General features: G+C 63.7%; 23 protein-coding genes and 1 tRNA gene. 13 read left to right on the top strand and 11 right to left on the bottom strand.

Annotated features, from left to right (window positions below; translation table 11 throughout):
* Window positions 1-8: 8 nt before the first annotated feature.
* From Pan44_RS14525 to Pan44_RS14490, 8 genes are all read right to left on the bottom strand, one after another.
* Window positions 9-398 (bottom strand): GxxExxY protein, encoded by a 390-nt coding sequence (locus Pan44_RS14525; protein WP_231754053.1) that lies wholly within the window; start codon window positions 396-398, stop codon window positions 9-11.
* A 72-nt stretch (window positions 399-470) separates the two neighbouring features.
* Window positions 471-1,844, bottom strand: coding sequence for a DUF1501 domain-containing protein (locus tag Pan44_RS14520; RefSeq protein WP_145030746.1), 1,374 nt, complete (start codon window positions 1,842-1,844; stop codon window positions 471-473).
* Window positions 1,845-1,967: 123 nt separating this feature from the next.
* Window positions 1,968-2,041: transfer RNA gene (locus Pan44_RS14515), tRNA-Met, on the bottom strand.
* Window positions 2,042-2,326: 285 nt separating this feature from the next.
* A complete protein-coding gene (locus Pan44_RS14510; RefSeq protein ID WP_145030745.1) occupies window positions 2,327-3,640 on the bottom strand; it encodes a DegT/DnrJ/EryC1/StrS family aminotransferase in 1,314 nt (437 codons plus the stop codon).
* 15 nt (window positions 3,641-3,655) lie between these two features.
* Window positions 3,656-4,438, bottom strand: coding sequence for an amidohydrolase family protein (locus tag Pan44_RS14505; protein ID WP_145030744.1), 783 nt, complete (start codon window positions 4,436-4,438; stop codon window positions 3,656-3,658).
* Window positions 4,435-5,220, bottom strand: coding sequence for an amidohydrolase family protein (locus tag Pan44_RS14500; RefSeq protein ID WP_145035042.1), 786 nt, complete (start codon window positions 5,218-5,220; stop codon window positions 4,435-4,437). The genes Pan44_RS14505 and Pan44_RS14500 overlap by 4 nt, the downstream gene beginning before the upstream one ends.
* A gap of 50 nt (window positions 5,221-5,270) precedes the next feature.
* Window positions 5,271-5,735 (bottom strand): hypothetical protein, encoded by a 465-nt coding sequence (locus tag Pan44_RS14495; RefSeq protein ID WP_145030743.1) that lies wholly within the window; start codon window positions 5,733-5,735, stop codon window positions 5,271-5,273.
* A 131-nt stretch (window positions 5,736-5,866) separates the two neighbouring features.
* A complete protein-coding gene (locus Pan44_RS14490; protein ID WP_145035041.1) occupies window positions 5,867-6,877 on the bottom strand; it encodes a DUF1559 domain-containing protein in 1,011 nt (336 codons plus the stop codon).
* Between the two features lie 482 nt (window positions 6,878-7,359).
* Between Pan44_RS14490 and Pan44_RS14485 the strand changes: the two genes are divergently transcribed.
* The 10 genes from Pan44_RS14485 to Pan44_RS14440 all read left to right on the top strand — a co-directional run bounded on the left by Pan44_RS14485 (window position 7,360) and on the right by Pan44_RS14440 (window position 15,828).
* On the top strand, window positions 7,360-7,686 hold the full coding sequence (locus Pan44_RS14485) for a HesB/IscA family protein (protein WP_145035040.1): 327 nt from the start codon (window positions 7,360-7,362) through the stop codon (window positions 7,684-7,686).
* Window positions 7,687-7,881: 195 nt separating this feature from the next.
* Window positions 7,882-8,841 (top strand): HAD family hydrolase, encoded by a 960-nt coding sequence (locus tag Pan44_RS14480; protein ID WP_145030742.1) that lies wholly within the window; start codon window positions 7,882-7,884, stop codon window positions 8,839-8,841.
* Between the two features lie 112 nt (window positions 8,842-8,953).
* Window positions 8,954-10,138, top strand: a complete 1,185-nt coding sequence (locus Pan44_RS14475) for a pyridoxal-phosphate-dependent aminotransferase family protein (protein ID WP_145030741.1) — start codon at window positions 8,954-8,956, stop codon at window positions 10,136-10,138.
* A 63-nt stretch (window positions 10,139-10,201) separates the two neighbouring features.
* Window positions 10,202-11,185 (top strand): D-alanine--D-alanine ligase family protein, encoded by a 984-nt coding sequence (locus tag Pan44_RS14470; protein ID WP_145030740.1) that lies wholly within the window; start codon window positions 10,202-10,204, stop codon window positions 11,183-11,185.
* Window positions 11,186-11,215: 30 nt separating this feature from the next.
* Window positions 11,216-12,199, top strand: a complete 984-nt coding sequence (locus Pan44_RS14465) for a D-alanine--D-alanine ligase family protein (protein WP_145030739.1) — start codon at window positions 11,216-11,218, stop codon at window positions 12,197-12,199.
* A 159-nt stretch (window positions 12,200-12,358) separates the two neighbouring features.
* Window positions 12,359-12,859: a SixA phosphatase family protein gene (locus tag Pan44_RS14460; protein ID WP_145030738.1), complete on the top strand. Its 501-nt coding sequence runs from the start codon at window positions 12,359-12,361 to the stop codon at window positions 12,857-12,859.
* A 60-nt stretch (window positions 12,860-12,919) separates the two neighbouring features.
* Window positions 12,920-13,123, top strand: coding sequence for a hypothetical protein (locus Pan44_RS14455; RefSeq protein WP_145030737.1), 204 nt, complete (start codon window positions 12,920-12,922; stop codon window positions 13,121-13,123).
* A gap of 169 nt (window positions 13,124-13,292) precedes the next feature.
* Window positions 13,293-14,732 (top strand): pyruvate kinase, encoded by a 1,440-nt coding sequence (pyk, locus tag Pan44_RS14450; protein ID WP_197453330.1) that lies wholly within the window; start codon window positions 13,293-13,295, stop codon window positions 14,730-14,732.
* On the top strand, window positions 14,729-15,229 hold the full coding sequence (locus tag Pan44_RS14445; protein WP_145030736.1) for a hypothetical protein: 501 nt from the start codon (window positions 14,729-14,731) through the stop codon (window positions 15,227-15,229). Before pyk ends, Pan44_RS14445 begins: the two co-directional genes overlap by 4 nt.
* A 35-nt stretch (window positions 15,230-15,264) precedes the next feature.
* Window positions 15,265-15,828, top strand: a complete 564-nt coding sequence (locus Pan44_RS14440; protein ID WP_145030735.1) for a thioredoxin family protein — start codon at window positions 15,265-15,267, stop codon at window positions 15,826-15,828.
* Window positions 15,829-15,835: 7 nt separating this feature from the next.
* On the opposite strand, the gene Pan44_RS14435 is transcribed toward Pan44_RS14440, so the two are convergent.
* The 3 genes from Pan44_RS14435 to Pan44_RS14425 all read right to left on the bottom strand — a co-directional run bounded on the left by Pan44_RS14435 (window position 15,836) and on the right by Pan44_RS14425 (window position 18,699).
* Window positions 15,836-16,882, bottom strand: coding sequence for a glycoside hydrolase family 43 protein (locus Pan44_RS14435; protein ID WP_145030734.1), 1,047 nt, complete (start codon window positions 16,880-16,882; stop codon window positions 15,836-15,838).
* Complete coding sequence (locus Pan44_RS14430) at window positions 16,879-17,820, bottom strand: beta-propeller domain-containing protein (RefSeq protein WP_145030733.1); 942 nt, start codon at window positions 17,818-17,820, stop codon at window positions 16,879-16,881. The genes Pan44_RS14435 and Pan44_RS14430 overlap by 4 nt, the downstream gene beginning before the upstream one ends.
* 108 nt (window positions 17,821-17,928) lie before the next feature.
* Complete coding sequence (locus Pan44_RS14425) at window positions 17,929-18,699, bottom strand: glutamine amidotransferase (protein WP_145030732.1); 771 nt, start codon at window positions 18,697-18,699, stop codon at window positions 17,929-17,931.
* A 214-nt stretch (window positions 18,700-18,913) separates the two neighbouring features.
* Between Pan44_RS14425 and Pan44_RS14420 the strand changes: the two genes are divergently transcribed.
* The 3 genes from Pan44_RS14420 to Pan44_RS14410 all read left to right on the top strand — a co-directional run bounded on the left by Pan44_RS14420 (window position 18,914) and on the right by Pan44_RS14410 (window position 23,782).
* Complete coding sequence (locus tag Pan44_RS14420; protein WP_145030731.1) at window positions 18,914-21,784, top strand: DUF1549 domain-containing protein; 2,871 nt, start codon at window positions 18,914-18,916, stop codon at window positions 21,782-21,784.
* Between the two features lie 64 nt (window positions 21,785-21,848).
* A complete protein-coding gene (locus Pan44_RS14415; RefSeq protein WP_145030730.1) occupies window positions 21,849-22,439 on the top strand; it encodes a nucleotidyltransferase family protein in 591 nt (196 codons plus the stop codon).
* A gap of 59 nt (window positions 22,440-22,498) precedes the next feature.
* Window positions 22,499-23,782 carry a DUF1501 domain-containing protein gene (locus Pan44_RS14410; protein WP_145030729.1) on the top strand — a complete coding sequence of 428 codons (1,284 nt, stop codon included), beginning with the start codon at window positions 22,499-22,501 and terminating at the stop codon, window positions 23,780-23,782.
* Window positions 23,783-23,854: the final 72 nt, after the last annotated feature.

Raw genomic sequence — 23,854 nt, 5'->3', positions numbered from 1 at the left:
ATCAACGCCTAGGTTGAAGACTGCTCGACGTGGCCATTCTTGAGCCGTCGAATTCCGTCCTTCATCACGGGAACGTTGAAGTTCAGCAGCAGGCCTACCGGCAGTCCCGTCAGCTTCAGATAGGTCAGCACCTGTGCTTCGTGAATCTTTGCCAACTCGCTGACAGACTTTACCTCGACGATCACAGTTCCGGCCACAACGAGATCGATCCGGTAGGCTCCGACGAGACTCAGGCCTTTGTACTCGAGCGGCAATTCCCGTTGCTGCTCGCACGGAATTCCTCGCAATTGAAGCTCCCGGAAGAGGCACTGCTCGTATGTGGATTCGAGCAAGCCCGGGCCGAGGCACTTATGAACTTCGATCGCACTGGCGATGATGATCGAGGTCAATTCGTTCAAGTCGATCGATGAGTCCAAGCGACCTCCCCCTTCTCCGTCCCTCTGTGTCTCTGTGGTGAACCTCTCCGCCCTTCAGGCAAAGACCTCCCTCACCGGGTTCCCCGTCGCCACCGGAAAAGGCCTCCCCAGCGGGTCTCGGATTTCGGTCTGCGGGTCGATGCCCATGAGGGCGAACATCGTGGCGGCGAGGTCGCCGATGTGGACGGGATCGCGCGCGGGGAACTCGCCCCGTTTGTCCGAGGCGCCGTGAATGTAGCCGCGTTTCACGCCGCCGCCGGCCAGCAGGACGGTGTAACACTGCGGCCAGTGATCGCGGCTGATGTTGGCGTTGATCTTCGGGGTCCGGCCGAATTCCCCCATCCAGACAATGAGCGTGGTGTCGAGCAGGCCACGGTCGTCGAGGTCGTTGATCAGGACGGGGAGCGTGTGATCGGTGATCGGCATGTGGCGTGCCTTGACGATCGGGAACATGCGGGTGTCGTTGAACCCGTGCGTGTCCCAGCCTCCGGCGTCGAATTTCTGACCGCCAATCGACTGATCGAAATAGACGTTCACGAACTTCACGCCGGCTTCCACGAGCCGGCGGGCCAGGAGACATCCCTGCCCGTAGGTGGTCCGCCCGTAGGCGTCGCGCATCTTCGGGGTCTCGCGCGAGAGGTCGAACGCATCCCGCACGCGGGACGTGTTGAGCATGCCGAGCGCTTTTTCGTAGTACTCGTTCATGCCCCGGGCTTCGGCCGTCTGGTCGAGCGACCGCTGCTGGGCGTTGACGAGTTTCTGCATCTCGCGTCGAGCCTGGAGGCGGTCGACCGAGACACCGCGCGGGAGGCTCAGTTCGGGGAGTCCGAACTCGGTGCTGTTCGGATCGGACAGCACCAGCAGCGGATCGTGCTGCTTGCCGAGAAAGCTGGCATGCTGTCCGGGCGTGACGGAGCCGTCGCGCATGATGTGCGGGTAGGCGACGAACTTGGGCATCTCGCCCGAGCCGGGGCAGAATCGATCGACGGCCGATCCGTAGGCGGGGAAAAGCTCGAGGGTGTCCTTGAGGCGGATGTCGTCGACGAGGGGGAGATGTCCCGTCAGTGCGCAATAGGACGCCGAGTTATGGTTCTTCATGCTGTGGTGGACGCTGCGGATGAGCGTCACCTTGTGCATGACTTTCGCCGTCTCCGGCAGCAGCTCGCAGACCTTCAGCCCCGGAAGGCTGGAATCGATCCCGCTGAGAGGTCCGCGGTATCCCTCGGGGGCGTCCGGCTTCATGTCGAACGTATCGAGGTGGGTCGGCCCGCCGAACTGGTAGAGAAAGATGACCGATTTGGCCCGGGCGATTTCGTCGGCGGCATGCAATGCGTTGGCCGCATTGAGACCCAGGAATCCGGCGCCGCCGATCTTGAGAGCGTCGCGGCGGCCGAGCAGGGCCCCGAATGGAGAACGAAACGGAGCCATGGGACCTCCGCAGACTTCAGGTGGGACCGCCATGAGGCCGGCGGCCGATCGACGCAGCGGGAGGGGATCCCGGTTCTGTCTCATTCAGGATCAGAATGAGGGACGTCGATAGGGGATGGCAAGTAGCAGGGGGGGGACTTGAACCCCCGACAACCGGCTTATGAAGCCGGTGCTCTAACCGACTGAGCTACCCTGCCTGACCACTGCCATTCGCCGCAACCCGTTGCGGGGAGCGAAGAACGACAGCACCGCCGTTGCCGGCGAGTCGAGAGTTTATCGGAATTCGGACGCGGAACAAGCAGAAAGGTTCTGTCATTTCCGTCGATCGGCGAGACCCAGGGGGGCGGACCGGCCGTTCGAAGGGGCTGTCTCGCAGGTGCATCCTGCACCGTGGCGGACAATGCGTGCGGTCGACGCCACCAGGGCGGTCGAGGCCCCGACCAGACCGAGCCGTGGCCTGGCCCCCTGCCCTGAGGCGTCATTCAGACTGCGAAATGCCGTGCGACCTTCTGGACGCCGCGGGCGATGGCCTCGATGTGGTCGTCGGGCATGGCTTCGTTGATCGCGATGCGAATGCAGGTGTCGAGGATCGCTTCGGTCTCGGGAAGCCGAACCCTGGTGTAGTCCATGTCGGTCAGGCCGAGTTCCTTCACGGGCCAGCGTCCTGCGAAGAAGGCGTGCTTCTGGAAAACCGGATTGCCGTAGAGCGGGACCGGGATGTATCCCGCCGCGGCCGGCACTCCCTCTGCGGCCAGCGCCTTCACGAACTTTGCGCGGTCGCAGCGGAAGGCGGAGGGCTGCATGCGGAGCATGTAGAACCAGTAGGTGCAGCGATCGGCCGCGTTCACGTCGTGCAGCGTGAGCCCATTGAGATCCGCGAGGCGGGTTGTCAGCAGGTTTCCCGCGCGAGCGCGGTTCGAGGCGATCTTCTCGAGCCGCGTGATCTGGGCCGCCGCGAAGGCGGACTGCAGTTCGGACATGCGGTAGTTCGTGGCGAACTCGTGGAACAGACCTCCGGTCGCGCCACTGCGGTCCATACCCTTGTCGCCGAAACGCTGCAGGAGCGGCCCGAACTTCGGGTCGCTCGACGCCACGACGCCACCGTCGCCCGTCGTGATGTGCTTCGACTGCTGGAGCGAAAAGCAGGCGATGTGTCCGGCGGTTCCGATCGGCTTGCCGCGATCGAGCGCGCCCCAGGCCTGACAGCAATCCTCGATGAGCGCAAGATTGTGTTGATCGGCGAGAGTCCGCAGGGCCGCCATGTCGGCCGGATTGCCGCCGAGATGGACCGCGATGATCGCCCTGGTTTTCGGCGTGATTTTCCGGGCGACGTCTTCAGGATCGAGGTTGTATGTCGTCGGCTTCAGGTCGGCAAAAACCGGAACGCCCTGCTGGAAGACGACGCCGATCACCGTCCCCATGTCGGTGATGGAGGAGGTGATGACTTCATCGCCGGGGCCGATGCCTGCCGCGGCGACGGCGATATGCAGGGCGGCCGTGCCTGACGAACAGACGTGGGAGTGCTCGAACGGATAGGTTGCCTTGAACCGCTCGGTGAAGAGCGTCGTCTGCGGCCCCTTCCAATACATCAGCGATGGCTGGTCGACGACCTTCGACAGTTGCTCGCGTTCCGCTTCGCCCCAACGGGCGTGCTTGGGCGCCGGGCCGACCGCTTTCTCGCCCCCTTCGATCGCCAGCTTCCCGGGCTCAGCGGCGGACGCCGCGATGGCGGAACCTGCAGCGACAGCGGCCGTTGAAGCGGCCAGGAACTCGCGACGCGAGGCGTTCTTTTCCATTGTGACACCTGGAACCTAGGAGCCGGACAACAGTCGACGGGCATTGGTCTCCGCGATGGCACGAATCTGGGGAGTCGCCAGCGGAGACTCCTGGAGCTTCAAGGCAGCGGCTTCGAAATAGAAGAGGGGCGACAGCGACCCGAACAGAACGCGTTCCAGCGGGGCCGCCTTGAGCAACGTCTCGACGCCGTTCACGCCTTCCTGCATCGCGATCTCGACAGAGACGTCCCCTGCGGCCGCGAGGTCAGCGAGGGACTCGCCCTTCACAGTTTTCACGGCGTTCAGGAGCAGCAATCTGACTCCCGGAGTTTCGCGGACGATCTTCGCGAGTGGCCTCGCGTCGACCGCGGCCGCGCGGAACATCGGGTGCATCATCCGCTCGTCTTCCATCGTGACCGCGAGCGACACGACGAGCTTCCGCTCCGTGGCCGCCTTCAGGACCTCGGCGAAAACCGGGTCCGCCAGCGTGTAGCCGTGATAGTTCGGATGGAGCCGGATCCCGGGCATCTTGTGCTCATCCGCGCACCGACGGAGGTCGTCTTGCCAATCGGGGAGCATGGGGTTGATTGCGCCGAACGGAACCAGTCGCACGGCCGTGTGCGCGGCGCACTCCTCCGCGAGGCGCGCATTGACGCCGGCAAGGTCCTTGTGCAGGAGGGCATCGAAGCTGCCGGCCCATGCTTCAACGACTCCCTGCGACTTCAGCTTTTCGACCAGCTTTGCCGTTTCATCCAGCTGCAATCGCCGCGTCGGCCAGCGGGAGAGGTAAATGTTGGTATCGATGATCGGGCCGGTCATACCTTGATCCCCTTGTCTTTCAGGATGGGGCCAAGGAGACGTTTCAGGTTGCCGGCCAGAATCTTCCGCCGCGTCTCGTTCGACATTGTCGCCCCGAACACCTTCCCCAGCTGGGACGAATAGCTCCGCCCACCCACGTCGCTGCCATACAGCACGCGATCGGGCCCGAGTTCGCGGAGGGCCATTTCCGTGAAGCCGGCCGCGGGATCGCCGCCGCCGAGATCGACGCAGACACTCGGGGAATTGCGGATCGCGCGGATTCCCAACTCCCAGTCGCCGCCGGTGTGCCCGCAGATCAGCTTTGCGTCAGGATGCCGCGCGGCGAGTTCGGCGAGGTCCATGGGGGTCGATTCGCCCGGCAGGTTTCCGGTGATCTTGATCCAGGTGTGCTGAAAGATGACGGCTTTCAGTTCGGTCGCCCGTTTGACGATCGCGTCGACGCTTTCGGCGTTGCAGTGCTCGGCGACCCAGAGTTTGACACCGACCATCGGCCCATTGGCCACGCAGCGTTCCAGTTCATCGAGGCTGGCCTGCACATGCTTCGGGCTCAGGTAGACGAATCCGAAACAGCGGTCGCTCCAGTGCTGCAGCGCCTGCAGCACTTCGTCGTTCTGTTTTCTGAGGTCTTCGGGGGTGGGGTCGTAGGACCAGTTCATCCCCATGTAGACGCAGAGCTTCGACACGCCCATCCGGTCGGCCGCCTCGAGCAAGGCGGCCATTCGCTCTTCCGGCGTCCGCCCGGGCACGCCCGACAGATGCGAATGCAGGTCCCAGATTTCCATGTTGCAGTATCCCGTGTCGTCGGCGAATTCGGCCCTCCCGTCGAGCGAGGTCAGGTTCCACCCGTACTCTTCGGCTTCTTCGGTTTGAAGCCGCCCGACTCGCATTTGAAGTCGAAGACGTTATCTCCCTCTTTGACTTCCACAAACTCTTCCGACTTCACGTTGTATTTCGGTGGAAAGACTTCCGTCGATTCAAACTTCTCGTCGCCCACCGTCACGAAGTCATCCGAGGTGATCCGCACCCGGTTCTTCCCGATTCCGGCGCCAGTGCGACTGGCCCCGAAATGCATGACGTACTGCCCATTCGCATCGGAGCGGCCATAGGCCGTGATGCCAGTCGGACCTTCAGAGATGAACTGCAGTCCCGCTCCTTCCACGAGCTTTCCATCGAGCGTCACCGTGCCCGTGACCTCCGCCCGCGGCGGTCCGTCGTCTCCTCCGCCGCAGCCAGAGAGTGTAATTGCGAACAGAAGCGACGCCGCCGGGCGCCACATCCAGGCAGCTTTGACATTCATCAGCGATCTCCGGCGAAGTGGATTCAAGTTCACTGTCCCGCGCCCTGGCGATCGCGCCGAGGCACCGCCCGTCAGGAGAAAGGCTCCATCGGGCCGCTCGCGCCCCAGTCGGGAACGCGGTGACCGCCGCATCAGAATTCGCCGCGCACCAATCCGCAGTTGCGGCACATGATCCGCTGGTAAACCCCCATCGAATTCGGATCGGAAAGGAAGGTCACTCCGGTTCCGGTATAGGGGGTCGACGTATGCTGAATATTCTCGCTGACGAATCGGACGGATCCATCACCCATCACGAAATGGACGCCCCCTTCGTGGTTGCTGTGGAAGCCCTGCCGCAACTCGCCTGCCGTCGCCGCTTCCGGGACGTTAACCGCCCGCTGGCCGGTGCGCTGCAGCGAGAGAACATTGTTGCCGTTCGGGTTGGGCCCGCCGGCGAACCAGCTTCCATACCAGACGCCATTCCAGTCACGATTGCTTCCGGCAAGGGCGGGCGTCTGCTTCTGGAGAAACCTGATCTCTCCCAGGGCCGTCGTATTCGACATTCCATCCGTGACGTCGCGGAAGCGGACCGTCACGACCTCGTAGGAAAACATCCCCTTCATCGCGTTCCGGAAGTCCATCTGGGCGGCCGTGGGCGTGCCGATGGCGGGCCCCGGGTCGCCGACGTTGAACGGTCCGCCGCTGGTCACGTACGACGACGAGGCAGCGGTCAGGGCGTAGGGCTGCCCTGTGGCGCCGTACAAACGAACGCCCGAGACAAGATCGGAAGGACAAGTTGCCCCCGGAACGGCGTTCTTGATGACGTCCGGCTGCGTCGGGACGTAGTCGCTGAAGTTGATCAGGTTGTAGGCCGGGGCCTGGTCGATGAATGGCAGCAGGAATGAACTCCAGCCCCATCCGCGATTGTCCCCCATTGCTCCACTGGGGCCCCACCAGGCGGTCGTGTAAGGCAGGATGTTGAACGTATCGTGGTAATTGTGGAGAGCGAGCCCGAGTTGCTTCATGTTGTTCTTGCACTGGGTTCGCCTTGCGGCCTCCCGCGCCTGCTGCACGGCCGGCAGCAACAGAGCAATCAGAATGGCGATGATCGCGATGACCACCAGCAGTTCAATGAGCGTAAAGCCCCGACGTTGACGTGCCATGACTCACCTCAGGAGGAGACGATATGAACGCACGAACCAGACACCGCGGTAGACGGCCAGAGAGCGCGTCTGTGGATGGGCAGAACCGCAGTGTCGTCGACGATCCTAAGCGCAGGGGCGGCCGTCGATAGTCCACGAAGGGGACAATAGGTTCTGTTATTGCGACAGGGTGCGCGCGGCGATCTGAGCCTGACGGCGAATCGTTTCCTAATCAGGCCCGCACGGACGCGGTCTGTCGCTACTCCAAAAACGTGTCACGGCTTTCCTCCCGGAAGGGTGCCGATGGCGTTCAGGCGGGCCATCTCATCAGCCGGCTGAAACCGGCCGCTCGTCGACAGAGATCGGAAAAAGTCCCCTGCCCTGCTTCCCTTTGGAAGCGCACTATGTCCTTGCGACCGGACTGCTATAATCCTGCGAAGGGTTTCGACCGCCGGACGGGCGAGTCTGATGAGTTTGAGGACATCGAAGAGAGATCGATCACAATGATTATCGTGACTGAAAAGGCCGCCGGCGAAATCAAGCGCGTGCTGGCCGAGCAGAGCATGGGCGAAAAGGTTCTCCGCGTGGCGGTTGCCGGCGGCGGATGCAGCGGCTTCCAGTACCGCCTCGGCTTCGACGACGCGGCCGACGCCGCGAAGGACCATGTCACGGAGCAGCACGGCCTGAAGGTCGCCGTCGACAAGAAGAGCGACCTGTACCTCGATGGCACGACCGTCGATTTCTACGACGGCCTGGACCGCCGCGGCTTCACGTTCAACAACCCGAACGTCCAGAAGTCGTGCGGCTGCGGCAGCAGCTTCTCCGTCTAATCGGCCTGGAGCAGGTCCAACAGACTCCTGGCGGTGCGGTCGGCGATTGACGCATTCGAAGCCCGGCTTCTTTGAGAAGCCGGGCTTCTTTCGTATCTTGCACTCCCTCTGCAGGAGGAATCGGCCCCAGTCGGGTCGGTTGCCCGCGAATGGACGTTCGGCGGCGGTCACTCGGTTCATCTGAACGGGTCGGCAATGGGCAAGTCGCTTCCGGAATACCTGACCTGGCTCGAGGCACGGCCGAACCTGATCTGGCCGAAGCCCCCGGTCCCCGTGCCGATCGACGCCGATCCTTACGTCAAATCGCTGCCCGACATTCGAGCCGTTTCGTGGTGCGTCTACGGAACACTACTGCAGATTCACGACGGCCGGCTGCATCACCAGCACCCGCAGGTGCTGCGGATGCAGGTGGCCCTGCAGAAGACGATCGAAGAGTTCCACATGTGGAACAGCATGTCCCGCAAGCCGGGCCAGCCGTGGGAGTACATGCTGCAGCAGTACACCAAGCTGATCGACGAGGCCCGGCTCGTCTCCACAAAGCGAAAAGGGGACACGCCCGAAATTGACTCGGTCAAGATCTGGCGGAAGCTGATCGACCGCCTGCTGCAGAATGAATATGAATTCGACCAGACGTTTTATGGAGACGTCGACGACCTGGCGCTCAAGGTCGCCTGCTTCTTTCATTCGATGCTCCAGGGAGTGACGGCGACAGATGGCGCGGCCGCAAGCCTTGAGCGGATCGCACAGGCAGGGCTCAAGCAGGGCCTCATCGTCGACGGTCAGGCCTTCACGACCGTTCAGCTGGAACACGAATTCCAGAAGATCAACCCCCAGGCCTTTCTCGCAGGTCTTATCAAGCCGGAACTCGTCGCGCTGTCCTGCCGGTTCGCCATCCGCAAGCCGTCGCCCACTCTCTTTGCGATCGCCGCGGAGCAGTATCGGGGTCTCGGGATCGAGCCGTCGCAGGTTCTGTATATCAGCCACCGCCTGCACGACGATCTCGCTGTTGCCAGGAAACACGGCTTCCGCACGGCCCTCTTCGCCGGCGATGAGAAAGTGTGCCAGGTGACGGGCGAGGACCTGCGGAATCCCGAGATCAAGCCGGACCGACTGCTGACGGAACTCGGCCAGGTCGCCCCCATGATCGGGATCTGACCGGCACGAGTTCCGCGGTGTCATTACGCACAGCCGCCCTTCCCTCTAAGATTCGCCGGCGAATTTTCGTTCCGCCCAGCTGGCTCCTCCTTTCGATCCGTCACACTTTCGCATGACCACGCCCCTGCCTGCTCCGATCTGTCCGCCGCGCCGCATCCTGATGGGACCGGGACCGAGCGAGATCTCCCCCCGCGTGCTGGCCGCCCTCGGCGCCCAGACGGTGGGACATCTCGACCCTTACTTCCTGCAGGTGATGGATGAAACGCAGGCGATGCTGCGGCAGGTGTTCCGGACCGAGAACCAGATGACGCTGGCCGTCAGCGGGACGGGGAGCGCGGGCATGGAAACGTGCGTTGTCAACCTGATCGAGCCGGGCGACAAGATGGTCGTCTGCGTGAACGGCGTGTTCGGGGGACGAATGGTGGACGTCGCCGAGCGGGCCGGCGCCGTCGTGACGAAAGTCGAGCGGCCGTTCGGTGAAATCATTCCAGCCGCGGCGATCCAGGAAGCAGTCGACAAGGTGAAGCCGAAGGTTGTCGGCATCGTGCACGCGGAAACGTCGACCGGCGCCTGGCAGCCGCTCGAAGAGATTTCGAAGATCGTCCACGCCGCCGGTGCGCTGCTGCTGGTCGACTGTGTCACCTCTCTCGGTGGCCTGCCCGTCGAAATCGACGCCTGGGGAATCGACGCCGCCTACTCCGGGACGCAGAAGTGTCTCAGCTGCCCGCCCGGTCTTGGTCCGGTCACGTTCAGCGCCCGCGCGGTCGAAGCCATCGACAAACGGAAGACGAAGGTCCAGAGCTGGTACCTCGACATGGCGATGGTCCGCAACTACTGGAGCAGCCAGTCGCGGGTCTATCACCACACGGCCCCGATCAACATGAACTTCGGCCTGCATGAGGCACTTCGCATTGTGCTGGAGGAAGGACTCGAAAAGCGCTTTGCCCGCCACCAGGAAAACCATGTGGCTCTCAAAGCCGGCCTGGCGGCAATGGGCATCGACTACGCCGTGGCCGAACCGCACCAGTTGCCGACCCTGAACGCCGTGAAGATTCCGGCCGGCTGCGACGACAAGGCGGTCCGGGGGCTGCTGCTGAACGAATTCGGCATCGAGATCGGCGGCGGACTGGGCTCGATGGCCGGCAAGGTGTGGCGGATCGGCCTGATGGGGGATGCCAGTTCGCGGCGCAATGTCCTGCTGTTTCTCGGCGCCCTGGAACGCTGCCTCGCGACGCAGGGGATCAAGGTTTCCCCCGGCGCCGGCGTCGCCGCCGCGATCGCCGCATACGGAAAGTAACGGCGGCTGGCGCCCGGGTTGCGGGCCGCTTCTCCCTGATTCCTGACCACTGCCCCTTCACGGATGAACATCGGCTTTACCTACGACCTTCGGTCCGACTACCTCGCCATGGGCTATTCGCCCGAGGCGACTGCGGAGTTCGACAGCGAAATCACCGTCGACGCGATCGCCGGGACGCTCGAGGAACTCGGGCATTCGGTCGCGCGTATCGGTCACGTTCAAAGTCTCGCGCAGCGACTGGTTGCCGGCGAACGTTGGGATCTCGTCTTCAACATCTGTGAAGGGCTGCGGGGCATCGCTCGCGAGGCCCAGGTTCCGGCCCTGCTCGATGCGTACGACATTCCGTATACGTTTTCGGATCCGCTCGTCTCCGCGCTGACGCTGCACAAGGGGATGACGAAATCGGTCGTTCGTGACGCGGGCGTGCGGACTCCGGGCTTCGCGCTCGTCGCGTCGCCTGACGACGTCGCCGGAGTCACGCTCACCCCTCCGCTGTTTGCCAAGCCGGTGGCCGAAGGAACCGGGAAGGGAGTCTCTCCCCTGTCGCGGGTGCGATCGCTCGATCAGCTGCGGCCCGTCTGCGAACACCTCCTGTCGCAGTTCCAGCAGCCGGTGCTCGTCGAGGAGTTTCTACCAGGCCGCGAGTTCACGATTGGAGTCCGTGGGACGGGATCGGCCGCAACGGTCATCGGGACGTACGAGATCCTGCTGCTGCCGGCGGCTGAGGCCGGCATTTATTCGTACGCCAACAAGGAGAACAGCGAAGAGGTCGTCCGCTACGAACTGCGCCGGCCGGACGATCCGATCGTCGCCGAGGCGGAGTCCCTGACTTTGGCGGCGTGGCGGGCGCTGGGGTGTCGCGATGCCGGCCGCATCGACGTCCGTTGCGATGCCGGGGGGAGACCATCGTTCATCGAGGTCAATCCCCTGGCCGGGCTGCACCCCACTCATTCCGACCTCCCGATGATCTGCGCCGCTGTCGGCGTCTCGTACCGCGACCTCATTGCCGGCATCGTCGAGTCCGCCAGCCAGCGCATCCGTCGTTGATATTACACACGCGCCGAACGACCGGGCCCAATGCACGTCGCCATCCTTCACCAGTTCGTGCCCGACAACGCCTCGGCCGATGAGCGTGACGTCCTCACGCAGGTCGAGGCGGTCTCCGCGGCGCTCGGCCGGCTGGGTCATTCGTCTTTCGTCCTGCCGTGCACGCTCGACCTGGCCGCCCTGGCCGGACAACTGACGTCGCAAAAGCCGGAGGTTGTTTTCAACCTGGTGGAATCGCTGAACGGGACGGATGCGCTGCAATCGCTCGTGCCGCTGCTGGTCGAATCGCTCCACATCCGGTGCACCGGCTCATCCGGCGCGGCGATTCTCGACAGCGGCCGGAAGCGTTTCGCCAAATCGCTGCTCCGTGCGGCGGGGCTGCCAACGCCGGCGTCCTACGACCTCAGCGCTCTCGAACAGCCCCAGCAGGATTTCGTCCCCGGGCGCTACATTCTCAAACCCGATCTCGAACATGCCTCGCTCGGCATGACCGACGCCGACGTGGTCGACGCCGCCTGCGTCGACGAACTCCAGCATCGCCTCGTCGCGAAATCCACCGCCTTCGGGCGCCCGATCTTCGCGGAGGCCTATGTCGACGGCCGCGAATTCAACCTCTCACTTCTGGAAACCTCGCACGGCGTGCGGGCGCTTCCCGCGGCCGAAATCCGGTTCGTCGACTTCCCCGAAGGCAAGCCGAAGATCGTGGGGAGCGCCGCCAAGTGGGACGAAGAGTCGTTCGAATACACTGCCACCGTCCGCTCTTTCGAGCGATCCCGGGGCGACGCCCAGTTGGTGGATACGTTGACCCGGCAGGCCATCGAATGCTGGCAGGCGCTCGGCCTCCGGGGCTACGCTCGGGTCGACTTTCGCGTCGACCCGCACGGCCGCTCATTCATCCTCGAAGCCAACGCAAACCCCTGCCTGTCGCCCGACGCCGGATTCGCGGCCGCCGCCGCCCAGGCCGGCCTGATCTACAACGAGGTCATCCGCCACATTCTCGCTGCCGCGTGCTGACCAACTCCGGCCTGGCAACAGAAGGCTCTCGGCGTTCCGGAACAGAACGCGAGACCCGACCAAACATCGAACAGGCTCACCAATCGAACACGCCGAACATTGTCACTCCGTGATTCGCGGTTTAACTTTGGGTCGCCCCGTCGAGGATCACACTCAGTTATGGCCGCGCTTTACCGAACCCTGCTCCTGATGCGGCACGCCAAATCGAGCTGGGACAATCCCGCCTGGACCGATCACGACCGTCCGCTCAACGACCGCGGCGATCGCGATGCGCCGCGCATGGCCCAGATCCTGAAAGACCGCGGCCTGACGCCGTCGCACATCGTTTCCTCGACCGCCAATCGCGCGAAAACGACGGCCGAAATCGTCGCCGAGTCAATCAGCTTCGCCGGGCAGATTGTTCTCGAACCTCGGCTGTACCTCGCCAGCCCGAACGACTGGGACGTGATCGTCAAACAGTTTCCCGACGAGCACGAGACGATTCTCTGCGTCGGCCACAATCCCGGCCTCGAGCAGGTGCTCAGGAAGTGGTCGGGCGAAGAGATCGAGATGCCGACCGCGGCAATCGCAATCGTCGATGTGACGGTGTCCCAATGGGACCAGTATGACCGGCACGGGCTGACGGTCAGCGACGTGCTGCGTCCCAGGGAAGTTCAGTGATCGGGTCCCGCAAGAACGGCGATTCGGCCTTCCTGCACGAGCGAAGCTGGAACTGATCCGATGGAACACCAGGCGTCAGACCAGCCCAATCAAGTCGGTCATCCGGCGCCGGCGAAGTCAGATGCCAGGTCACTGACGCTGATGCTGGCGGTGCAGGGCCTCGTTCTCCTGCTGGCTGAAAAACAGATCCTTCCCGCGCCCGTCGCGTTGCTCGTCTGGATGCTGCTGTTCGGGGCCATCGCGCTCATCCTGGTCAGGCGATAACCAGATCGCGGCTCGAGCGGGAGTTTCTCGAAAGAATTCTTCATCGAACACAGCGACCCGCGGCGCGTGACAGCGGGGTTCGCTGCGGTACCATTCAGCCAGTTTCAGTCCGCGGCAGTGACGCCGGTCGCCAAGGACGCAGGCTTTAGTTCACGGAAGGTTGAATTTGATGGCGACGATGGCTGCCGCGGCCCCCTGGAAACGGGCCAGCCGGACGAAGATTGTGGCGACGATCGGGCCGGCCTGTTCGTCGGTCACCAGGCTCGTGGAACTGATTCGCGCGGGTGTGGACGTCTTCCGCATCAACACGGCCCACGGCTCCCGGGCCGATCACCAGGCCTCGCTCGACAACGTCCGCGCCGCGGAACTGGAAGTTGGCACTCCGGTCGCCGTGCTGGTCGACCTGGCGGGCCCGAAGATGCGGCTCACTGAACTGCATGACGGTGAAGTGCACTGCAACTCGGGCGACACGATCCGCATCGTCCGGAACGAAACTCCCGGCCCGGGCGAACTGGCCTCCGCCTACAAGCCGCTTCTCGATGAACTTCGCCCTGGCAATCGCGTGATGCTGGCCGACGGAACGGTCGCCCTGCAGGTGGTTTCCGTCGAGCCGGATGTCGCGATCTGTGAGGTGGTCCAGGCCGGCGTTGTCCGCAGCCGCCAGGGGATCAACCTTCCCGGGGCGAAGCTGAGCGCCCCTGCCGTGAGCCCGGAAGACGCCTCGAACGCGGAATGGGCGGCGACTGCGGGCGCCGACTACATCAGCCTGAGTTTCGTGCGCCGCGCGGATGACGTGCGCGGTCTGCGGCGGCTGCTGCGTCCCTTGGGTTCCGAGGCGCAGATCTGCGCGAAGATCGAAAAACCGGAAGCCCTGGCGGAACTCGATGCGATCGTTGCCGAGGCGGACGCCGTGATGGTGGCCCGCGGCGACCTCGGTGTCGAAGTCGATATCGCCCAGATGGCGGTCGTTCAGAAGCGGATCGTGGGCGCCTGCCGGCGGGCCTGCAAGCCGGTCATCATCGCGACGCAGATGCTCGACAGCATGCATCATTCGCGGCTGCCGACCCGGGCGGAAGCGACCGACGTCGCGAACGCCATTCTCGACGGCGCTGATGCGTGCATGCTGTCCGGCGAGACGGCCGTCGGAAAGTTCCCGCGGGAATCGGTCGAGATGATGCACCGCATCGCCGTTGCGACGGAAACACTCATCCGACGTCAACCGGCGCCGCGGGGCCAACTGAACGTTGCACCGATCACCGCGGCAACCACCGGCGCAGCGGTCGAGATCGCGGAAACGCTCGGCGCGAAACTGATCATCGTCGCCACGGCGACCGGAGTCTCGGCCCTCAGCGTGTCGCAGTACCGGGGACCGGCGCCGATCGTGGGCGTGAGCGAGTCGACGGCGTCGCTGAGGCGGATGTGCCTCTACTGGGGAGTCATCCCGCTGCCGAATGCTCCGGTGAACGACGACCGGCGTCTGCTGGAATACATCATCGCCCGCGGACGGGGATCGGGCGACCTGGTCAACGGCGACCGGCTGATCCTGCTGTCGGGAACCGGCCTCCCGACGAGCCGGCATAACATGCTCCTGGTCCACGAAGTCGGATGACGAGAGCCGCATCGCCGTTGCCACGCCGCGCCGGGTTCAGCCTGCTGGCCTCGCTCGGCGTCGTGTCCGTCGTCGGCCTGAGCCTGGGGACGAATCCGCCGGACCGAGCACCAGCTGCGGTCGCGACGGCGGAGAAGTCGCTGCCGACCGATGCGGACATTCGCGCGATGATTCCTGGACGCTGGAAAACGGAGTCGAACGGGACACGCGTTGTCGACAACCGGGCCGATGGCACGGCGTCGATGGACGTGACCTTCGATTTCGTCGCGAGCCTGCTCTACGGCGCGAAGATGAAGCTCGAGCTGAAATGGATCGTGGAGGACGGGAAACTGGTCTACACGATCCAGTCGGGTACGCCAGCCGATTCGGCCAACAGCATTATCAAGACCTACGGCAGCCAGGCGACCTATCGCATCGGCTCGATCGAACCGGATCGCATGCATCTCATCCGCGTCATCGATCCGACCGAAACCTACACTTGGACTCGCGTCCCCTGATTCCTGTTTTCACTGACTGCACGGAGATTTGAACGATGCCGTATGATTTCGGCGCGAAGTTTGATTCGGGGCTGACGTACACGGCGTTCCTCGACCGCCACGCCACGCCGGAGCAGCGACGACGGTGGGACGACACGTTCGCGGCGATGGAGCTTTCGGCCGAGCAGACGTCGCTTCTGGAAAGCTTCACCCGCGAGATGAAGGTCGTCGTTCTCGCCGGGGCCTGGTGCGGCGACTGCATCAATCAGTGCCCGGCCTTCGAACGTTTTGCGAAGGCGACGGACAAGATCCAGGTGCGCTATTTCGACCGCGATGCCGATGCGGACGTGGCAGCCGAACTCCACACCTGCGGCGCTGCGCGGGTTCCGTGCGTGGTGTTTCTCAGCGAGGATGGCCAGTTCTGCGGCCGTTATGGCGACCGGACGCTTTCGAAGTATCGGAAGATGATGTCGAACATCGGCGGGGCCGCGTGCCCGACGGGACTGCTCACCGCGGAAGACGAACGGAATTCCGTTGTGCAGGAATGGCTCAACGAGTTCGAGCGGATTCACGCCATGCTGCGGACATCGAGTCGCCTGCGTCAGAAGCACGGCGACTGACAGGCGGTTATTCGCCGCCCGGTTTCCGGATTGGCTGGTCGACGGAGACGGGGAGGCCGAAGCGGGGAGTTCCTCCGGTCGTCCATCCGAACTTCTGGATACGGACATTGCGATCCCAGCCCGATCCTTTCTCCCGGGCGGCGTGGTAGACGATCCAGTCTTCCCTGCCATCGGGCGAAGTGGTGAAGCTGGCATGCCCCGGGCCATACACGCCGTTCGCGGACTGGAACACGGGCTCGGAGAACTTCGTCCACGCCGCCGGATCGAGCGGATCGCCATTCCGCTTGAGGGACAGAAGGCCCAGGCAATAGTCATCCGTCCAGCTTCCGCTTGCGGAGTAGACGATGAAAGTTCGCTTATCACGAGTCAGGACCTGCGGTCCTTCATTGACGTCCGGATCTCCGCGCCGCTCCCAGCGATAGGTGGGACGCGAGATTTCAACGGCCGGTGATTCGACGGTCCATGGATTGGACATGCTGGCAATCGAGAGGACCTGCGGGTCGAGCTCTTCTCCGCGGGCGCTCGACCAGACGAAGTAGCGAGTTCCGTCGTGCTCGAGGACTGTGCCATCGATCGCCCAGGCGTCATCGTTTGGAACGGCGATTCGACCTTTTTCAATAAAGGATCCCTCGAACGGATCGGCCGAGCGGTTCTCGAGCACGAACATGCGGTGGTTCTTGTTGTCACCGTCAGAGGCCGCGAAATAGACGTACCAGCCGTCGTCGAGGCGGTGCAATTCCGGAGCCCAGACCTGGCGGCTGCTCGGGCCAGAGGCGTGCGGCGGTCGAATGACTTTCCTTTCGCCGGACGCGAGGCCGGACAACGTTTTCGAGCGCAGCAGGAAGATGCCTTCGCGCGTCGATCCGCAAAGGTAGTAGAAGCCGTCGGTGTGACGGATCACCCAGGGATCGGCGCCGGCGGAAAGGATGGGATTCCGGAAGGTGGCTGGAGCGTCGCCGCGGCTCGAACTCCCAGCCAGAACCGAGACGACCATCACCACCGGTACGCAGCAGCGAATGAACCTTCCACGCGACACACCGTCAGCCTTGCTCACCGAATCGCATCCTTCGCATCCACGATATGAACGGCTGCGAGCGAGTTGCCAAACGTCTCGAAGTTCCTGAGCGTCCAGACGACCTTCTTGTCGCGGTTCACTTCAATCACCTGCGGGTTCGCCTCGCCAGCGTGGCAGTTGCCAAAGATGACGTTGCCATTCGGCAGGGCGTGGAGCGTCGTCACCCAGGCGAGCTGGATGCCAGGGAGTTCGTTCTGCTCGATCGACCAGACGGTCTTTCCCGTCGGGTCGACCTCGATGACCCGGTTGCCGTTTCCGCAGGCGATCAGCGTATTGCCGCTGGCGAGTCGCAGGGCGCCGTAAACGGCCGTGCCATGCCCTTCGACGCCGTGGCCGGGCGCTTCCGGGCGACCGGCGAGATCGAGCGTGTATGTCCAGACGACCTTGCCGGCCGGATCGTACTCACGGACCTTGCTGTCCCCTTCATGGCAGACGAGGTAGTGGCCATTCGGAAGCTTGCGGGCCATCCGCGTGTCGCGGTGCGGGTGCGGCTTGTCGATTGTCAGCGGAATCGACTTCACGACATTCCCCTTCGAGTCGACTTCGACGAGCCGGCGGTTCCCGGTCTCCGCGACAAGCGTATTTCCATCAGCCAGTCGCTGGGCGGCATGCACTTCAATCTTCTTGACGTCCGCGCCTGTCGGCTGCGGCTTGTACTGCCACACGATGTCCCCGGCCGGCGAGACCTCGAGGACTTCGCGATCGGCGTTGATGAACAGCACGTTGCTGCTCTCGAGCAGCGTCAGGTCATGCGGCGTCCCTTTGCAGGGATGTTCCCAGGAGACTTTTCCATCGGGCTCGACAATGGCGAGGCGCCCTTTGTCGGCGCCAAGAACGCGATGGGAGACCGGGGCGTCCGCAGCGGCATTCTGACCACAGAGTGTCAAACACAAAGCAAAAGCGAGGAGGGAGCGCATGAAGGCCTTCCGCTGCGAGGCAGGACGTGGTGGTGGTGCTGACGCCGCCGAGCGACGGGGTCCGATCATTCGATGAAGCACGATCGCAGGATCACGGACGAGTGTGATTCAAGGCCGGCCGGCAGTCCACAACACGAGGCGGGTGAAGAACTCGGTGTAGAGGTCACCGACTTCGATTCCGGGAGCGCCGGGAGCGGTCGCGGTGACACGGGCATCGCCCCAGTCGACGAGCGGACCAACCCAGTGGGGAGCGACATCGCTGGAGAACGTGGCCACACGCCCCTGCCCCCGCTTGCCGACGACCAGCAGCGGATACGACGCGGACGGTTTCAGCTGCGGCGTGTCACCGTTCCATTCGAGCTGGAACTGCTCGGCCGAAAGAAGCTGGGTATCGCCGGGCTTCACCTGGATGCGATTCAGTCCGCCGATCAGCGGCGGTCGACTCTGGAACGGAAGTGCATCCACGATGGGATGTGCGGCCTGCTGCTTGACGATCAAGGGGCGATCGCAGTTCCAGCGGTCGTCCTTGTTCCCGATGACGACCGGAAGCAGGTCGCCAATCGGAGTTCCGTCCCAGTCGCCGCCGAGCCCGTGGAACGACTCCCATCCGCCGATCATCAGCAGGCCGGCCCCCTTCTCGACGCGCGAGACGACGACGTTCTGCAGCTCGCGGGAAAAGCGTGGGGAGGGATAGTCGCTGACGATCACCAGCGACCAGGAGCCGTTCACGAGGTTTTCCTCCACCGGCTTGTCGCTGGGGACGTAGTGAAATTTGATTCCGGCGTTGGCCAGGAGTCCGGCGAGGTAGCTGGCGGCGGTGTCGAGCGAGGTATCTCCGCAATAGAGGACCTCAACACGGGGTTTGGTCTCGGGGGGCATGACAATCTTTCCGTCAGGGTGATCTGGAGGTCCTAAGCTACCAAACGTATGCCGAATGGGGGGTTTTGATTGACCGAGGTCGATTTGCGACCTAACGTATCAACTTACTGTGATGCGTTGATGGAACCGGCGCCCGGCCGGACTGTCGCGGGAATCGGGTGGATTCCTCGCAACCCTGCCTCCATGACCTCACCCGCAGAGGAGCCGCCAAAGCATGATGCCTTGGTCCGCACTCAGATCGTTTGCATTGTTCGCCTGTCTTTTCGGGGCCGCAACAGCCTCGGCACAGGAACCGCTGCGTGTCGAAATCGACCGCATCGTCGCTGCTGGCTCCGTGGGCGTTCCAGCGCCACTCGCCAGCGACAGCGAGTTTCTCCGCCGGATCTCGATCGACCTCATCGGGATGCCGCCGACGTTTGAGGAACTCGAAGCCTTTCTGAACGACGCTTCGCCGAACAAGCGCGAAGTTGTGATCGACCGCCTGCTGGCGTCGCCCCACTTTACCCGAAACATCGCGACGTTTTTCGACGTGATGCTGATGGAACGACGGGTCGCAAAGGAAGTCGGCGCGGACGACTGGAGCGCCTTTCTGCTGAAGTCGTTCCAGGAAAACAAGCCGTACAACGTACTTGTGCGCGAGATGCTCACGGCCAGCAGCGAAGATCCCGCGACCCGAACGGCCGCCCGATTCTTCCTGGACCGGGGGGGCGAACCGAATGCCGTGACCCGCGATGTGGGCCGGATCTTATTCGGCGTCGACATGCAGTGCGCGCAATGTCATGACCACCCGCTCATCAGTGACTACCGGCAGACTGACTACCACGGCCTGCTCGCGTTCTTCGGCGCCAGCAGCAACCTGGATGTCATGGAGGGGGCGGCACTCAAGGGGTACTACGTCGAGAAGGCCCACTCCGACGTGGTGTTTGAATCGGTGTTCGTGAAGGGGGTCAAGCACGTCGTCTCCCCGCAACTGCCGGGCGAGGCGGAGATCACCGAGCCGGTGGTGTACCCGGGGGACGAATACCATCCCCTGGCGGCCGGAGCGAAAGCGCCAGTTCCGAAGTACAGCCGGCGGCAGAAGTTCGCCGAGCTGGCGACGAACGGTCAGAACCGGATGTTCAACGAGAATATCGCCAACCGCCTGTGGGCCTACATGCTCGGGCGAGGTCTCGTCTCTCCGCCGGACCTGCGACATGCCGGAAATCCGCCGACGCATCCGGAGCTGTTGCGGGTGCTGGGCGAGCGGTTTGCGGCGATGAATTTCAGCATTCCCGCATTTCTCCGGGAGATCGCGCTCAGCCATGTGTATCAGCGGGCGATCGACCGGCCTGCGGATGTCGCCGCGGCCGCGGAGACGGCCGTCGCCGCGATGGCCGTGCTGCTGGCCGAGCAGGAACAGCTGAAGCCAAGGATCGACAGTGCGCGGCAGGCCGAAGAAACGTCACTGAAGGAATGGAACGACGCCCAGGCGGCTGTCTTGCCTGCCCTGGCGGAGCGTGATGCGGCGGTCGCGAAGTCACAGGAAGTGGTCAAGAAACTCGACGCCGCAAAGAAAGCGCTGGCCGACGCAAAGGCCGCGGCCGATGCGAAGAACGGCATCGCGACGACCGTCGGGGAAGCCGCCGCCAAGGCGACGGAAGTGACCCAGAAGCTGCCGATGGACACAGAGCTGGCCGCCGCGGCGGCCAAGTTCAACGAGCGACTGACGACGCTCAAAGCGGAAGTGGAAGCGTTGAACAAGGCGACTGCCGAGAAGGAAGCGGCGGTCGCGCCGGTGACGGAGGAACTGACCGGTTCGCGATCCGTGATTGATGCGGCGGTCGCGAAGCTGAACCCGTTGCGGGACGCGTGCCGCGCGAAGCATGATCACTGGGCCGCGTCAAAAACGCAGATGGAGTCGCTGGAGATTTCCCTGAATCGTGTCGAGCAGAAGCTGGTCGCCGCGAAGGCCCTGGTCGAAGCGAAGACACAGCAGGCGCAGGTTGCTGAAGTCGAGAAATCGCTGGCCGACTCGCGGGCTCTGGCCGATGCATCGATGGCGAAGATGGCCGAGATGAGCAATTCACTTCCGGCCGTTGACGCGGCGTACCAGCAGGCAATTCGCGACCTGGCGATGACCTCGGAAACCATCGCAACGTCGAAGGCGACGATTGCGAAGCTGCAGGATTCGACGATCGCACTGGATGCTGTCATCGCGTCTTCAAAAACGGCGCTGGAGAAGCTGCCGGCCGATGCGGCGTTGACGGAGGCGCTGACGACACTGTCGAAACGGAAGACGGAACTCGACGCGGCGGCCGTCGAACAACAGAAGGCACTCGAGGCCGCGATCGCTGCGGAGAAGGTCGCAGTCGAGAAGCGAACCGCGGCACAGGGCGACTTTGAACAGGCGATCGCGGAGCGCGGCCGCCGGGTCGAAGCGGCGGAGGCAGCCCGGCTGGCGGCCGAACACGCCGCGCAGAAAGCCGCCGAAGCAAAGGCGGCGTTCGACGTGGTGCTGGCTTCGCTGACGGCGGGCTGGTCGAACGACGGACTGGTGGCCACGCTCAAGCCGCTCACCCCTGAACAGCTCTGTGCCAGCGTGTTCCGGGTGACGGGGATCTACGAGAACTACAAGGCAGTCGAGGTCGCGGAACTGGAAAAGGCGGCGCCGATGACCGACGCCGACAAGCAGGACGCCGCAAAGCAGCTGGCTCGCCAGCGCGACCTCGAGCAGCGGGTGCATGACAAGCTGCTGAAGCCGCATCGTTCGCTGTACGTCAACCTGTACGGCGCCGCTGCGGGAGCCCCCCAGGACGACTTCTTCGCCTCGGCGGACCAGGCGCTGTTCACCGCCAATGCCGACGCAATGATCGCGTGGTCGGGTCAGCAGGGGAACAACGTCACGAAGCGAATGCTGGACGAGCCCGACACCAAGAAGGCCGCCCGCATTCTGTATGAAACCGTTCTCTGCCGTCCGCCCAGCGACGAAGAGATGGCCGACGTGGAGAAGTACCTGACGTCCCGCCCGGCCGACCAGAAGCCGGTGGCGGCCCAGGAACTTGTCTGGAGCCTGATTGCGAGCGTTGAGTTTCGGATGAACCACTGACAGAGGCTGTCAGTGGTTGCTGTGTGGACCCGCTATCATTTTCTCATACGAAAGGAGGACCGGAATGGCGACAACCGACTACGGTTCCGTTTCGTGGGAAAGGATGATCGGGGCTGTGGAAAAAGTCAGACAGAGATTGCTGCGGGCGACTGCAGCGCTGGAACAGGCCGGCGTTCCTTACGCGGTGATCGGCGGTAACGCCGTCGCCGCATGGGTCTCGACGATCGATGAAGCTGCCGTCCGAAACACCGCAGATGTCGACCTGCTTCTGAATCGCGCAGACCTTCCTGCTGCGATCGTTGCTCTCGAGTCGGCCGGTTTTTTCCATCGCCACGCGGCGGACGTGACCATGTTCCTCGATGGTCCGGAAGGAAAGTTCCGCGACGCAGTCCATGTCATCTTCGCGAATGAGAAAGTCCGCCAGGAATATTCCGCGACGGCCCCCTCGATCGACGAACGCATCCGCGACAAAAGCTTCGATCTCGTGTCTCTGGACGCGCTTGTGCGGATGAAACTGACTTCGTTTCGCGATAAGGACCGCACTCATCTGCGGGACATGCTGGAGGTCGGATTGATCGATTCATCCTGGATCTCACATCTGTCGCCGGAACTCGGCGGCCGACTTCAAGAACTGATCGACACTCCGGACGGCTGACCGCCCGGTTGAACAGACACATTGCACGGATGGCCTTCACTCCCACCAAAGGATTTCCCATGCGTCACTGCAACTATGCCTGCCAGTCGCGGGAGCACCTCATTGCCCGTCGCACGTTTCTCGGCGCCGCGACCGGCGCTGTGGTCGGCGGTCTCGGGGTCTTCGCGGGACGTTCCCAGGCCGCGCAGCTCGCGAGCGAGCAGAAGCGGGTTGTCGTATTCAACATGCACGGGGGGCTGAGCCAGCTGGAAAGCTGGGACCCGAAGCCCGGCACGGATACCGGCGGCCCTTTCCTGTCGATCCCGACGTCCGTGCCTGGCGTGCATTTCAGCGAACTGCTGCCGGAAACGGCCAAGATCGCACACCATCTGTGCGTCGCCCGCGGTGTGAACACGAAGGAGGACGACCACGGCAAAGGGGCGTACTACGTCCTGACCGGCCATCGCCAGCAGCCGGCCCAGTCGTATCCGCAGCTTGGGGCGGTCGTGGCCAAGGCCATCGCGCCGGAAGAGAATCCGCTGCCGGGACATGTCGTCATCACTCCGGGCGGCGGCGGATCACGCGGCAGCGACTCCGCGTACCTTGGCCCGAAGTATGCGAGCATCAGCCTCGGCAACGGGAATCCGCCGTCGTATCTCAAACGGCCGGCGGCCGTCAGCGACGTCTCTGAGCAGGCGCGGCACGATTTCCGCCGCAAGGTGAACGAGCGGTTCCTGTCGCGTCGCCGCACGGCCATCACGGATGCGTACACGAACAGCTACGAGCAGGCCCTCAAGCTGATGCAGAAGGCTGACACCTTCGACGTGACGCAGGAACCGGCGGCCGACCTGGAGCGGTACGGCAAGCACGACCTGGGGCGGCACACCCTGCTCGCCCGCCGGCTGCTCGAGAAGGGAGTCACGTTCGTCCAGGTGACTCACTCCAACTACGACACCCACAACGAGAACTTCAACTTCCACCTCGAGCAGGTCGGTGAATTCGACCGCCCATTCGCGGCCCTGGTCACGGACCTCGCCGCGCGGGGCATGCTCGACAGCACGCTGATCGTCGTTCTCTCCGAGTTTGGACGCACTCCGAACGTGAACCTCTACTATGGCCGCGACCACTGGTCCGCGGCCTGGTCGATCGCGATGGCCGGCGCCAAGCTGCCCCGGGGCGCGGCCTACGGAAAGACGAACGACCGCGGAACGGAAGTGGTCGACGGCCAGTGCGACGCAGCCGAGCTGTTCCACACCTACCTGGCCGCCGTCGGCGTCGACTCCAACGGCAGCTTCGACCTTGAAGGCCGCGAGTTCCCGATCGCCGACCCGGCGGTGAAGCCGATCAAGGCGCTCGTCGGCTGATGCTGAGCGTCGTTCGCGAATCAAGGCTCCCCGAGCAGGCGTCCGGGGAGCAACTCGCGAACGACGCGACAC

This window comes from Caulifigura coniformis (genome assembly GCF_007745175.1).
Lineage (GTDB): Bacteria > Planctomycetota > Planctomycetia > Planctomycetales > Planctomycetaceae > Caulifigura > Caulifigura coniformis.
This window is presented reverse-complemented; position numbering and strand designations above follow the sequence as displayed.